This window comes from Paractinoplanes tereljensis (genome assembly GCF_016862435.1).
GTDB classification, from domain to species: domain Bacteria; phylum Actinomycetota; class Actinomycetes; order Mycobacteriales; family Micromonosporaceae; genus Actinoplanes; species Actinoplanes tereljensis.
In genome coordinates this window covers 55,631-67,364 of record NZ_BOMY01000006.1, presented here as the reverse complement: position 1 = coordinate 67,364, position 11,734 = coordinate 55,631, and the positions used below count along the sequence as shown (strand labels likewise).

Sequence of the window (11,734 nt, the reverse complement as noted above, 5' to 3'; positions counted from 1 at the left end):
CTCATGCCCGTCACCACGCTCGACCCCACCACCGCGCTTGTCGTCATCGACCTCCAGGGCGGCATCATCGCCGCGCCCACGGTTCCGCTGGCCGCGGCCGAGGTGGTCGCCCGCACCGCGCTGCTGGCCGACGCGTTCCGTTCGCACGGCCTGCCGGTGGTGCTGGTTCGGGTCACCCATCTGGCCGACGGTTCGGACGCCGTTGGCGGCCGGATCGACGGCGGCCCGCGTCCGCCGCGCCCCCGCCCCGAGGGCTGGGATTCGTTGGCGACCGAGATCACCGGCCCCGACGACATCGTGGTCACCAAGCGCAACTGGGGTGCCTTCTACGGCACCGACCTCGACCTGCAGCTACGCCGCCGGGGCGTCACCCAGATCGTGCTGACCGGCATCGCCACCAGCATCGGGGTCGAGTCGACGGCCCGGGCCGCGCACGAGCACAACTACCACGTCACCCTGGCGGTCGACGCGATGACTGACCTCGACGTGGACACGCACCGCAACAGCGTGGAGAAGATCTTCCCCCGGCTGGGCGAGACCGGCACCACCGACGAGATCATCGAGCTGCTGGCGAAGACCCGCGCATGATCTCGTCGCGGGTGGCGGACACCCAGTCCAGCGCCCGCCCGAGGTCCTCGGCGGCGGCGCGGCGGTCCTGTTTGGGATCGGCCCGCGCCGTCGCCGCGCACGCCTCGATCCGCTGGGTGAGGTCGGCGTAGAGGGCCGGCTCCTCGATCGGATCTCGTTCTCCCGGCCGTTTGAACCGGCTGCTGACCGAGATCGCCGCCTGGGCCACCAGCAGGCCGGCCACCAGCGCGGACGCCAGCGTCAGCGGATCGGCCGGTTCGTCCGCGACGAGCAGGATCACCACGGTGGTGACCAGCCAGGTAGCGGTGCTGACCAGCGGCCACACCCAGTCGTCGGCCTTGCGCATCGGGTTGTAACGGCGGATCGCCGCCCGTAACTCGTGGTGCACCTGGCCCAGCCGGGCGAAGCCGACCCGGTCGGGCCGCTCGGCGATCCAGTCCCGGCACTGAGCGTCGGCCACCACCGCCCGCACCCGGCGGTCGATCCGCTCCAGCCGGCCCTCCACGTCACCGGCGAAGATGTCGTCGTCGGTCATGCCGCCCGCCTTACCTGCTGCTCCGCTGCGTGGATCTCTAAAAAGTCGATGGCCTGGCAGAGCAGCATGTCGGCGTCGGCGATCCGGTTGATCGCCCGGTCGGTGCGGGCCAGCCGGGCGAGACGCGCGGCGTCCCAGCGCCGCGACCCCACCTGCCGCAGAGCCGCCGACACCAGCCGCACCCGGGCCCGCACCAGCACCTCGATGACCTCGTCGAGGTCACCCTTACCGGCCTCGCCGGCCCGCGGCCCCGCGCCCATCCGGCGGCCGTCGACCAGCCGCGAGATCCGCCCGGTGACCCAGAGCAGTCCCGGCATGGCCACGCCCAGCGCCAGCACGGTGATCACGATGACCCAGAGCGAACCGGCCCCGATCGCGGCCGAGGCCCAGGCCACCGCCCAGAGCAGCGGAAACGCCAGCACCGCACTGATCAGGGTGCGACTCCAGCCGGACAGCCCACCGGAGGCGGCCACCAGCATGCCGTCCATCCCGCGCACCCGGGCCAGCGCCGACCGCACCCAATATTCCTCGGCGCTCCCCGAGATCTCCTCGAGCCGGGCCAGCGCGTCCGCCACCAGCCCGCGAACATCGTTGAGATCCCGGTAGAGCTGACGGCGCGCCATAGCCCGAGCGTGCCACTGCCGTGCAACAGCCCGGTTACCCAGAGTCCACCTTCCGGGTGACCCAGTCGACGGCCGCGTCCATCGTGGTCGCCATCTCTCCACCGGGTGCCGGCGGCCGGTCGACGAGCACGACCGGGATCCCGCGTTCGCGCGCGGCGACGAGCTTGGCCGCCGCACCGCCACTGTCCTTGGTCACCAGCACCTCGATGCGGTGCTCGTCGAGCAGCCGCCGCTCCCCGTCCAGGGTGAACGGCCCCCGGTCCAGGATCACCGCGAGGTGCCGGGGCTTCGGCGCTTCCGGCGGTTCCACCGACCGGGCCAGGAACCAGCACTCGTCCACCTCGGCGAACGCGCCGATGCCCTGCCGCCCGGTGGTCAGAAAAACCCGATGGCCAAGCCGGGGGAGAACGGCGGCGGCTTCTTCAAGATCTGGTACGCGGTGCCAGACGTCCTCGGGCTCGGCGAACCAGCCCGGCCGCTGGAAGCGAAGCAGTGGAACCCCGGCGAGCCCGGCCGCCTCCACCGCGTTGGCGCTGATCCGCGCCGCGAACGGATGCGTAGCGTCGACCACCACGTCGATCCGCCGCTCCCGGAGAAATCCGGCGAGCCCGTCGACCCCGCCGAACCCGCCGATCCGCACCTCACCGGCCGGGAGCAGCGGAGAGCTGGTCCGCCCGGCAAGCGAACTGATCACGGTGTGCCCGGCCAGCGCGCCGGCGAGGGCGCGGGCCTCGGAGGTCCCACCCAGAACGAGAACGATCATGCGGCGACTCGCTTGTCGGCCGTGCGCCAGGGCAGGAACGCAATGCCGGTGAGCAGGATGACGGCCAGGACGGTCAGGGCGGTTCGGGCGCTGGTAACGGCCGCGAGCGCGCCGGCCGCCGCGATGAACACTGGCTGGACCACCTTGTTGGTGATCGACCAGGCCATCACCACCCGGGACATGTGGGCGTCGTCGGTGGCGTTCATCCGGTAGGTCGCGAACGACGGGCTGAACAGGCCGGCGAACAGCACCAGCAGAAACTCCGAGGCGGCGAGCAGGACCAGCCCGGAAAGCCCGGCCGTGGCCAGCGGCACCAGCCCGAGCCACAGGTTGCGGCCGATCCCGCCGAGCAGCAGGGTGCGGTGCTCGCCGAGCCGCCGGGTGACCGGCTTGACCAGCATCGAGCCGACGATCCCGGCCACACTGGACACCCCCGTGATCAGCCCGTACTGCCAAGCCGGGAACCCGAGATCGCGGAGCACGAAGACGGCCATCAGCGGCACCAGGGCCATCAAGCAGCCCCCGAAGATCATCGAGTTCCAGAACAGCGCGGCCAACCCGCGGTGCCCGAGGATGTACCGCCATCCGGCGGTGACGTCCCGCAGCCAGTGCTGTCCGGTCGCCCGGGGTGGCGGCGCCGGCTCGGACACCCGCAGGCCGCGCAGCAGCAGCGCGGAGACCAGGAAGCTGACCGCGTCGAGAACCATCGTCACGGTGGCGCCGAGCCAGGAGATCAGCACGCCGCCGACCGGCGGCCCGACCGCGTTGGCGGTCCACCGGGTCGTCTCGAACCGCCCGTTGGCGTCCGCGCGATGCTCGGCCGGCACCAGCGTGCGCAGCTGCGCCACCCCGGCCGAGTCGAAGGCCAGCCGGGCCGCCATCTGCACCACGGCCACCAGACAGAGATGCCAGTAGCTCAGCACGCCGAACCAGGCGGCGACCGGCACCGACGCGACCACGGCGAAGCGCACCAGATCGGCGACCACCATCACCGGCATTTTCCGGTGGTGCTCGATCCACGGCCCGAGCGGCAGCGCCACCGCCGCGCTGACCAGCCCGGCCAGCACGGTCAGCAGCGAGACCCGGAAGTCCGAGGCGCCGAGGACCAGCACCGCGACGATCGGCAGCGCCGAGTAGCCGAGCGCGCTGCCGAACTCGCCGACCGCGAACGCCGCCCACCGCCGCCGGAAGTCAGCCCGCCAATCACTCGATCGCACCGGAGGACCCTATGGCACGGGGGATGGCGCGGGCGGGCTGTCCGCGCAGACCTCGCCCCACCCGATCGCGTCTTTCCATCCGGCGTGGTCGACGTAGCTGCGTTCCAGGCTCAGCGTCGACCCGTCGCCGTCCTTCTCCAGGATGCCGTCCCAGCCCTGATTGGGCTCGTTGAAGATCTGCTGCACGATCATCGGTTCGCGGCCGCGCACCACGACGACCTTCTCGTGTGTCAGGACGTCGGCCACCCGGTCCTCGGGCGCGTCGACCCGCACCTCGATCAACAGGTGCCAGGCCGCGTCCACCGCGTCCGCGAACCGACAGGTCCGCACGACGGACGTCTCGATGCCGGCCGTATTGAGCGGCTCCAGATAGGTGGCGACCAGAGTCTCCTCCAGGTCGCGCACGTCGGCGTGCAGACCCTTGCCGGAACTACAGCCGGTCACCAGCGCGATGACCAGCGGAAGCACCGCGAACCGAACCCCGACACGCAACATCGCCCACCCCCGTAGGCCGACACCCTATCGAGGGACGGATCTCTCGGCCGCCCGCCAATCCGAAGCGGCCTCACGTCCGTACCCATGGATGCATCGCTGTCGGGGTCCGCCGAGAGGAAAAGCACCGTGGATCCGTCAACCCCCACAAATCGGTCCGGTGACCAGCCGGAACCGCGGAAGCCGCCGATGGTCGCCTTCTGGCCCGACCCGGAGCCGGCCGATGGGCGGCACGCCGCGCCTACGCCCACGCCGGCGCCGGCGCCGCGTCTGGCCGGGCCTCCGCAGCGCCCGGTGACGCCGGACGACGCGGGCCGGGTGCGTCTGGCTCGCGGCGGTTTGCTGGCGCTGGCCCTGGCGGTGGTTGTGCTGGTCGGCGCGGTGCTGGCGACGGCGATCGTCAAGGCGAACTCCGAACCGGACACCCCGGTCGCCATCCCGGTGGCGAGCCCGTGGACCGTCCCGCCGGTGGCGACCGAGACGGTGGTGACCCCCACGCCCACCGCGGCGTACAGCACGCCCCCGACTTCCAAGCCGACCCAGAGCGTAGCGACGTCGGCCGCGCCGAAACTCCCGGCCGCGGCGACGTTCGAGGTGGCGGCGTCCGACAAGTCGGTCACCGTGCGCAGCCAGAACCTCGGCACCACCCTCTACCGGGTCACCCTCGCCGGCGGCGGCACCGCGGTCACCCCGAAGGTCGCCGTCTCCGGCACGAAATTGCGGCTGACCCTGGTCAAGGCCCCGGCGACGGTCGCGCCGCCGGTGACGATCGTGCTGAACAGCCAGGTCAAGTGGGCCCTGAAGCTGTCCGCCGGCAACACCCAGACGGCCGCCGACCTCACCGGGAGCAAACTCTCCTCGCTGGAGTTGGCCGGCGGCGCGAACACCTTCGACCTGGACCTGCCCCGGGCGACCGGGACCCTGCCGGTGCGCATCACCCACGGCATGAGCCAACTCAAGATCAAGACCAATGGCGTTCCGGTACGGCTGACCATGCGCGTCGGGGCCGGGACGGTGATCGTGGCCGGCTCGGTCGACGAGGACGTCACGCCCGGGAAGGTGATCACCTCGGACGGCTGGGCCGATGCCACCAACCGGGTCGACGTGGACTCGGTCGAGGGCATCGGCACGCTAACCGTCAATATCGACTGAAACTCAGCCGCGCGATCGGGGCAGGCAGCACTTCTTGTACTTGTTGCCGGACCCGCACCAGCATGCCGCGTTCCGCTCCGGCGGCCAGCTGATCCGGTTGGTGCCGGTCTCCTGCTGGCGTGCGTAGGCCGCCCGGACCTTGGCGTCGGTCGCGTCGCCGGCCAGCCCGTCGACCGTGCCCGGGAACACCGCCAGGCCGACCCGGCCGGTGCCGGTCAGCCGGACCAGTTCCCGCTCCAGCCGGGCGCGGTGGTCGTCCCAGTTCTTGTCGTACGACTCGGTCAGGGCCGGCCACTTCGCCAGCAGCCGGTCGAACTCGGCCTGCGGCCAGAACAGCAGGTCGTCGGCCGGCCCACCGGCCGCGGCCGCGTTGGCCAGCCGGGTCTCGAGCCGCTCGGCCAGGTTGTCGTGCGTGTCGTGCGGCAGGCCGAGGGCGTGCCGCAGCCGGTGCCGCTGCTGGAGCAGGAAGAACAGCTGACCGGCGTCCTCGGCGCTGGCCGGGTCGGCGGGCTGGTCGCGCTCGGTCAGGGTGGCCTGCACGGCCTCGGTCAGCCACTGCTCGGCCAGCTTGTTCTGGCCGCCGACCGACAGGGCCACGGTGACGTACGCGGCGGCGTCCGGATAGCGGGTCAGCAGCGGGCGCAGCGGTTCCAGCTCCGCCATCGCCTCGTCCGCGCGGCCCGACCGGAACAGGATCCGGGCGCGCAGCGCGTGGGCGGCGCCGGCCTGGGTGTCGTCCCGCGTCTTGTAGGCGTCGACGGCCCGGTCGGCGTACCGGAGGGCGGCATCGAGTTTGGTCCGGCTCTCGGCGATCTCGGCCGCGAGCGTGAGGGCATATCCGGCATCGTCCGGGTCGGCGAGGCCACCGGAGTCGACGGCCTCGGCGAGCACGGCCGCGACGCCGAGCGGGTCGGCCGCGCCGAGGGCGGACTGCCGGATGTCGCTGAGGTCAGCGCTGGTCAAATCGGTTTTAACGGCACGCCGATACGGTACTGCGGTTCGCGTACCCGCCGCTGTTGATCTGGGTCTCACGCGTGAGTGAAATATTCACGCATGGCGATCTATTTATGAATTTGTTTACGCTGCGGCCATGACACGCTCTGTACCCAGGACGCTCGTCATGGTCACCGTCGTCGTTCTCCTCACGCTGGGGAATGTGGCAGCGGCCCAGGCGACTCTGCCCACGCTCGCGGTCGGTGCGACCACCTCGGCCTCCGACACGGTCGGTAGCGGCAACACCTGCGCCGGCTTCCTCGACGAACGCACCCACCTGGGCAACCTCGGCATCCGCCGGGTCTTCGCCTCGGCCGGGCAGCTGCCGCCGGCCAACGCCATCACCTGCCACAACACCAACGGTGGCGTGCTCTGGTACTCGTTCAAGACGTCCTGCACACCGACCGCGGTGGCGGCCGGCAGCTGCGACACCGAGATCCAGAACATCGCCACGGCGATGCCTGCCAACACCTACCTCACCTACTACCACGAGCCCGAGGACGACATGACCGGGGTGCAGTTCGTGGCCGCCTTCCAGCGGGCCTACACGGTCGCCAAGGCCGCGAACTCCACGCTCAACGTCATCCCGATCTACATGTCCTACCAGTGGCGCACCGGCTCGACCCGGGTCACCAACAACGGCACCGGTGGCGACTACGAGATCCAGGACTGGATCGTCCCGGCCGCCTACGCCGACGCGTACGGGCTGGACCTCTACTGGCAGGCCAGCACCCGGGGCAGCGAGCCCGACGACCCGTACAGCATCGGCTCCGACCCCCGGATGATCCGCTGGTACAACGCTGTCTCCGGGCTGGGCAAGCCGCTCACCCTGCCGGAGTGGGGGATCGACGACGACCAGGGCACCCGGGCCTCCCGAGGGCCGGCCATCCGCGCCTCCCGGACGTGGCTGACCAGCCACGACTTCCGGATCGTGTCGTACTGGCAGATGGACAACTGGTATCTCGGCGCCACCACCTTCCCGGCCGGCGGATACGCCGACCCGGACGGCGTGGCCGCCTATCAGGAGCTGGTGGCCGCGGCCACGCCATGAGTCAGGCGCGGGCGGCGAGCAGACCGGCGCCGCAGCGTTCGAAGAGCCGGCGGGCCCGGGCTACGTGTCCGGGTCCGCCGCCGGCCTTCCCCAGCACCAGGTGCGCCAGCCCGGCGCCGATCGGGTCGGCGCCGGTGCTGAACAACCGTTGTGCCGCCTCGGCGTTGGCCGCCGCGCCGGCCGGGTCGGTCGGCAGCAGGGCGTACGCCCGGGCGAGCCGGGCCGACCCGGACCGCCGCGGCGAGTCGATCAGATCCGCCTCGGCCTGGGCCCGGTCGGCCCACGTCATCGCCTGGTCCAGCCGGCCGCGCGTGGCCTCGGCCTCGGCCAGCATCAGGAACCAGGCGCTGCGGCTGACCGGGTCGATCCGGGTGAGCCGGGGATCCGCCGACTCGCCCAGCAGCACCTCGACACACCCGGCCGGGTCGCCGGCGTACAGCATGGCCTGGGCCAGGGCGCCGGCCGCCGCACCGGCGAAGTAGTCCCGGCGGGGGCCGGCCACCGCAACCGCCTCCTGGCCCAGCCGCAGCGCCCGGTCGAGGTCGCCCTGCAGGGCGACGACCACGCACTGGTACGCCAGAACCAGCGAGGTGAGTTCGTCGGTGTCGAGCAGCGCAGCCGCGTCCCGGGCGTCCTCCAGGCAGCGGGCCGCGGCCGGCAGCTCACCGAGGGCGCGGTGCACGCAGGCCCGCAGGGCGTGGATCTGACCGGCCAGAGTGGTCTGTCCGCTGGCCCGGGCGGCGAGCAGGGCGCGCTCGGCGTGCCGGCCCGCGTCGTACGGCCGGTCGTGGCACAGCTCGGCCGTGGCCAGCCAGGCGACCCCGTGCAACAGCTCGGCAACCTCGGCGTCCGGCATGGCGTCCACCAGCGCGGCGGCCTCGGTCAACCGGTCTCCGGTGCCGTGGTCGGCGCACCCGGTCCACTGGTCGTTGAGGACGGAGGTGGCCAGCGCGGCCGCCAGCAGCGGCCGGTCACCGGCCCGGCGGGCGGCCGCGACGGCCTCGGCCGACGGGCCCGGCCCGGCGTCGATCGAGGTGAAGTCGCTGGCCAGGCCGAGCAGCAGGATCGCGGTGGCGCGGTCCTCGTCCTCGGGCAGTCCGGCCAGCCCGGCCAGCTCGGCGGCGAGCTGAGCGTTGGCCTCGGTGTGCCGCCCGAGCAGGCGTTCGATGCCGGCGCAGAGGGCGACAAGCGAGGCGCGCGGTTCGGCTGCCGCGACCGGGATCAGGTGCAGCAGCTGGTGCAGGGTCTGCCGGCTCTCCGGCAGCCGGCCGGTCACCGCGAACGCCTGGGCCTGCGCGACGAGCAGCCCCATCCGGGTGCCGTCGGCCTCCGGGGTGTCCGGCAGCAGCCGCAACGCTGTGCTGAACCAGTGCGCGGCGACGCCGGGGTTGCTGTTCAGCGCGTCGGAGCCGGCCTGGTGCAGCACCTCGATCGCCTCGAGATCCCCACGGGTGGCGCATCGTTCCAGGTGGTGCGCCTGTTCCGCGGCGGCCGCGCCGTTCTTCCGGAGGGCCGCCGCCGCGCGGGCGTGGGCGCCGACCCGCCAGCCCGGGTCGCTGCTCTCGTAGGCGGCCTGCCGCAGCAGCGGATGCCGGAACTGGAACCGGTCGTGCTGGCCGGCCCGCAGGATGTCCCGCGCCGCCAGCCGGTCCAGGGCGGCGAGCACGGCCCGCTCGGACACCTCCGCGGTCCGGGCGACCAGCTCCGGCTCGGCCACCTCCGGGGCCAGGGCGGCGGCCCAGGCCACCTTCGCCTCGATCGGGGCCAGGGCGCCGAGCTCGGCGGCCAGCGCGGCCCGAACCGCCTCCGACCGTACGGCGGACAGCCGCCCCAGATCGGCCCGGGCCAGCGCGTGCAGGTAGAACGGGTTGCCACCGCTGGCCTCGTACAGCTCGCGGCGCCGGGCCGCGGGCAGCCGTTCGGGCAGCAGCTCGTCGATGTCGGCCCGGGTCAGCGGACCCAGCTCCAGCAGCTGCACCACGCCGTCCAGGACCGCCCGCCCGAGGCTGTCCTGCAGGCGCCCGGGCAGCTGCCGCGGCCGGTAGGCCACGGCGAACTGCACCGGCCCGGCCGGCGGGTGCCGCAACAGGAACTCCAGCAGCTCGGCCGAGCCGTGGTCGGCCCAGTGCAGGTCGTCGAGAACCACCAGCAGGCCGGCCCGGCCGGCCGCGGCTTCGAGCAGGCCCCGGACCGCCCGGTGCAGCCGGTACCGCTCGCCGCCCAGCACCGGTGCCGCACCGCCGTCACCCGGCAGCAGCTCCCGCAGCAGGTCTTCGTCCCCGGTCGGCGGCGCCGCCAGGTCATTCAGCGCGTCGGTGATCACGGCGAACGGGACGTTTTGCTCGTACTCGGCGGCCCGCCCCCAGGCCACCACCCGCCCGGACCGCTGCGCGCGCCGGGCGAACTCGCGCAGCAGGCTGGTCTTGCCGATGCCGGGGTCACCGCTGACCGCGATCATCGGCACGGTGTTGTCGCCGGTCGCGTCGAGTTCGTCCCGGCGGCCGACGAAAGACCGGGCCGGAGCGGCCGGCAAAGGCGCAGCCAGCGAGGGGCTCTGCCGCAGCACCGCCGCCGCCAGCTCCTGCAGCGCCGGACCGGGATCGATGCCCAGTTCGGCGGCGAGCCGTGCGCGCACCTCCCGCAGCACGACAAGCGCGTCCGCCTGCCGGCCGGACCGGTAGAGCGCGAGCACCAGCTGACCCTGCACCTGCTCGTCGAACGGATGCTCGCCGGCCAGTTGCCGCAGCTCGGGCAGCAGGTCGGCGTGTTCGCCGAGGGCCAGCCGGGTCTCGGCCAGGGACCGGCGGGCGTCGGCCGCGAGCGCGGCCAGCCGGTCCGACTCACCGGCCAGCCCGGGCAGGCCGACCAGGTCGGCCAGCGGCCGGCCACGCCACAGCGCCAGCGCCGACCGCAGCGACTCGGCCCGCCGGGCCAGGCTGCCGGTCTGCCGGGCGTCCCGGATCAGGCGTTCGGCGACGGCTGCGTCGGTGCCGTCGGGGCCCAGGTCGAGCTGGTAACCGGGCGGCCGGGTGACGATCGCGGCCGGGTCACCGAGCACCCGGCGCAGGTAGGAGACGTGGCTCTGCACGGTGTTGAGGGCGACATCGGCGCTCCGGCCCCACACCGTCTCGATCAGCCGGTCGGTGCTGACGATCTCGCCGGGCCGCAGGGCCAGCACCGCCAGGACCGCCTTGCGGCGCAGCCCGGACACCGGGCGGACCGCGCGGTCCGGGCCGACCACCTCGACCGGTCCGAGCAGCCGTACCTGCATGGGTCTCCCTGCCGTTCCAGCGCCGCGTCAGCGCGGTTGCAGCGCCGACCGGCACGATGTCGGGCGTCACAGTACACATAGGAGGAAACAGGGTGCGGTTCGTCTTGGCACTGCTGCTCACCGTGCTGCCACCGGCGGCCGCGGCCACCGACCAGGTGCCCCGGGAGCCGGTGATCCTGGTGCACGGCTGGACCGGGGCCGGCTCCGACATGTCGGCGATGCGGGACGCGTTCGCCGCGGCCGGCTATCCGGCCTACGTGGTCGACCTACCGGGTCAGAACAACGTGGTGAACGCCCTGGTCATCGCCGCCCTGGCGGACAGTGTCCGGGCGCAGACCGGCGCGGGGAGGGTCAACCTGGTCGGGCACAGCATGGGTGGCCTGTCGACGCGTTACTACCTCAAGCACCTCGGTGGCGCGGCGAAGGTCCGCACCTTCGTGTCGATGGGTTCACCGCACTACGGCTACCTCCCGGCCTGCCTGCTCGGCGAGCAGGACGGCGGCCAGATGTGCCCGTTCAACCCCTTCCTCTGGGACTTGGACGCAGGCGACGACACTCCCGGCGACATCGCGTACACCACGCTGCGCAGCACCAAGGACGCCGCCGACGTCACCCGGCTGGACGGCGGAGCCTGCTTCCACGAGATCGCCGGCGTCGAACATCCCGACGAGCCGCGATCGCCCCTTTTCATCGCCGCGGCGCTGGCCGCCGTCGGTGGCACCTGCCCGGGCACGTTCGTCGAACTGCCCATCACCTGATCAAGGAGACAGCCATGAAACGCACCATCGTCATCCTCGCCGCGCTCGGCGCCCTCGCCACTCCGATGCTGGCCACGCCGGCCTACGCGGTGACCGCCGAATGCGCGTCCCTGCAGGCGGCCTACGACGGGGTCCAGATCCGGGAGGACATCGCGCAGGAGCGGCTGGCCACCGCGACGCCCGCGCAGAAGCCGGGCCTCGTCGCCCTCATCCTCCGGCTGGAAGCCCAACTGGGCGACATCCGGCACCAGATGGACCTGGCCGGCTGCCCGTAGCCGAGCCGGCCGAGGA

General features: G+C 72.8%; 12 protein-coding genes. 5 read left to right on the top strand and 7 right to left on the bottom strand.

What is annotated here, in order from left to right; translation table 11 throughout:
• Window positions 1–3 precede the first annotated feature (3 nt).
• Window positions 4–588 (top strand): hydrolase, encoded by a 585-nt coding sequence (locus Ate02nite_RS04805; protein ID WP_203799287.1) that lies wholly within the window; start codon window positions 4–6, stop codon window positions 586–588.
• Here the strand turns inward: Ate02nite_RS04805 and Ate02nite_RS04800 are convergent.
• From Ate02nite_RS04800 to Ate02nite_RS04780, 5 genes are read right to left on the bottom strand one after another with little or no spacing between them, the layout of a single operon-like run.
• Complete coding sequence (locus Ate02nite_RS04800; protein ID WP_203799283.1) at window positions 557–1,123, bottom strand: hypothetical protein; 567 nt, start codon at window positions 1,121–1,123, stop codon at window positions 557–559. The two genes, Ate02nite_RS04805 and Ate02nite_RS04800, sit on opposite strands and share 32 nt — an antisense overlap.
• Window positions 1,120–1,746, bottom strand: a complete 627-nt coding sequence (locus tag Ate02nite_RS04795; RefSeq protein WP_203799280.1) for a hypothetical protein — start codon at window positions 1,744–1,746, stop codon at window positions 1,120–1,122. Before Ate02nite_RS04795 ends, Ate02nite_RS04800 begins: the two co-directional genes overlap by 4 nt.
• 34 nt (window positions 1,747–1,780) lie before the next feature.
• Window positions 1,781–2,509: a cobalt-precorrin-6A reductase gene (locus Ate02nite_RS04790; RefSeq protein WP_203799277.1), complete on the bottom strand. Its 729-nt coding sequence runs from the start codon at window positions 2,507–2,509 to the stop codon at window positions 1,781–1,783.
• Window positions 2,506–3,726, bottom strand: coding sequence for an MFS transporter (locus tag Ate02nite_RS04785; protein ID WP_203799274.1), 1,221 nt, complete (start codon window positions 3,724–3,726; stop codon window positions 2,506–2,508). The genes Ate02nite_RS04790 and Ate02nite_RS04785 overlap by 4 nt, the downstream gene beginning before the upstream one ends.
• 9 nt (window positions 3,727–3,735) lie before the next feature.
• The gene (locus Ate02nite_RS04780) at window positions 3,736–4,221 is read right to left on the bottom strand and encodes a hypothetical protein (protein ID WP_203799271.1); all 486 of its coding nucleotides are present in this window, start codon (window positions 4,219–4,221) and stop codon (window positions 3,736–3,738) included.
• A gap of 186 nt (window positions 4,222–4,407) precedes the next feature.
• On the opposite strand from Ate02nite_RS04780, the gene Ate02nite_RS04775 reads away from it, so the two are divergent.
• Window positions 4,408–5,370 carry a toast rack family protein gene (locus Ate02nite_RS04775; protein ID WP_203799268.1) on the top strand — a complete coding sequence of 321 codons (963 nt, stop codon included), beginning with the start codon at window positions 4,408–4,410 and terminating at the stop codon, window positions 5,368–5,370.
• 3 nt (window positions 5,371–5,373) lie between these two features.
• Here the strand turns inward: Ate02nite_RS04775 and Ate02nite_RS04770 are convergent, their stop codons facing one another.
• Window positions 5,374–6,333, bottom strand: coding sequence for an SEC-C domain-containing protein (locus Ate02nite_RS04770; RefSeq protein WP_239147125.1), 960 nt, complete (start codon window positions 6,331–6,333; stop codon window positions 5,374–5,376).
• 127 nt (window positions 6,334–6,460) lie between these two features.
• On the opposite strand from Ate02nite_RS04770, the gene Ate02nite_RS04765 reads away from it, so the two are divergent.
• Window positions 6,461–7,414: a glycoside hydrolase family 26 protein gene (locus Ate02nite_RS04765; RefSeq protein ID WP_203799262.1), complete on the top strand. Its 954-nt coding sequence runs from the start codon at window positions 6,461–6,463 to the stop codon at window positions 7,412–7,414.
• Between the two features lies 1 nt (window position 7,415).
• Here the strand turns inward: Ate02nite_RS04765 and Ate02nite_RS04760 are convergent, their stop codons facing one another.
• Window positions 7,416–10,685 (bottom strand): ATP-binding protein, encoded by a 3,270-nt coding sequence (locus Ate02nite_RS04760; RefSeq protein WP_203799259.1) that lies wholly within the window; start codon window positions 10,683–10,685, stop codon window positions 7,416–7,418.
• Between the two features lie 92 nt (window positions 10,686–10,777).
• Between Ate02nite_RS04760 and Ate02nite_RS04755 the strand changes: the two genes are divergently transcribed.
• Window positions 10,778–11,443, top strand: a complete 666-nt coding sequence (locus Ate02nite_RS04755; RefSeq protein ID WP_203799246.1) for an alpha/beta fold hydrolase — start codon at window positions 10,778–10,780, stop codon at window positions 11,441–11,443.
• A 14-nt stretch (window positions 11,444–11,457) separates the two neighbouring features.
• Entirely contained in the window at window positions 11,458–11,718 is a 261-nt protein-coding gene (locus Ate02nite_RS04750; protein ID WP_203799243.1) for a hypothetical protein, read from the top strand.
• The last annotated feature ends 16 nt before the right edge of the window (window positions 11,719–11,734 follow it).

Coding starts and splice junctions, on each gene's coding strand:
- Ate02nite_RS04805 (WP_203799287.1), top strand. CDS start 4: ATGCCCGTCACCACGCTCGACCCCACCACCGCGCTTGTCGTCATCGAC.
- Ate02nite_RS04800 (WP_203799283.1), bottom strand. CDS start 1,123: ATGACCGACGACGACATCTTCGCCGGTGACGTGGAGGGCCGGCTGGAG.
- Ate02nite_RS04795 (WP_203799280.1), bottom strand. CDS start 1,746: ATGGCGCGCCGTCAGCTCTACCGGGATCTCAACGATGTTCGCGGGCTG.
- Ate02nite_RS04790 (WP_203799277.1), bottom strand. CDS start 2,509: ATGATCGTTCTCGTTCTGGGTGGGACCTCCGAGGCCCGCGCCCTCGCC.
- Ate02nite_RS04780 (WP_203799271.1), bottom strand. CDS start 4,221: ATGTTGCGTGTCGGGGTTCGGTTCGCGGTGCTTCCGCTGGTCATCGCG.
- Ate02nite_RS04775 (WP_203799268.1), top strand. CDS start 4,408: ATGGTCGCCTTCTGGCCCGACCCGGAGCCGGCCGATGGGCGGCACGCC.
- Ate02nite_RS04765 (WP_203799262.1), top strand. CDS start 6,461: ATGACACGCTCTGTACCCAGGACGCTCGTCATGGTCACCGTCGTCGTT.
- Ate02nite_RS04760 (WP_203799259.1), bottom strand. CDS start 10,685: ATGCAGGTACGGCTGCTCGGACCGGTCGAGGTGGTCGGCCCGGACCGC.
- Ate02nite_RS04750 (WP_203799243.1), top strand. CDS start 11,458: ATGAAACGCACCATCGTCATCCTCGCCGCGCTCGGCGCCCTCGCCACT.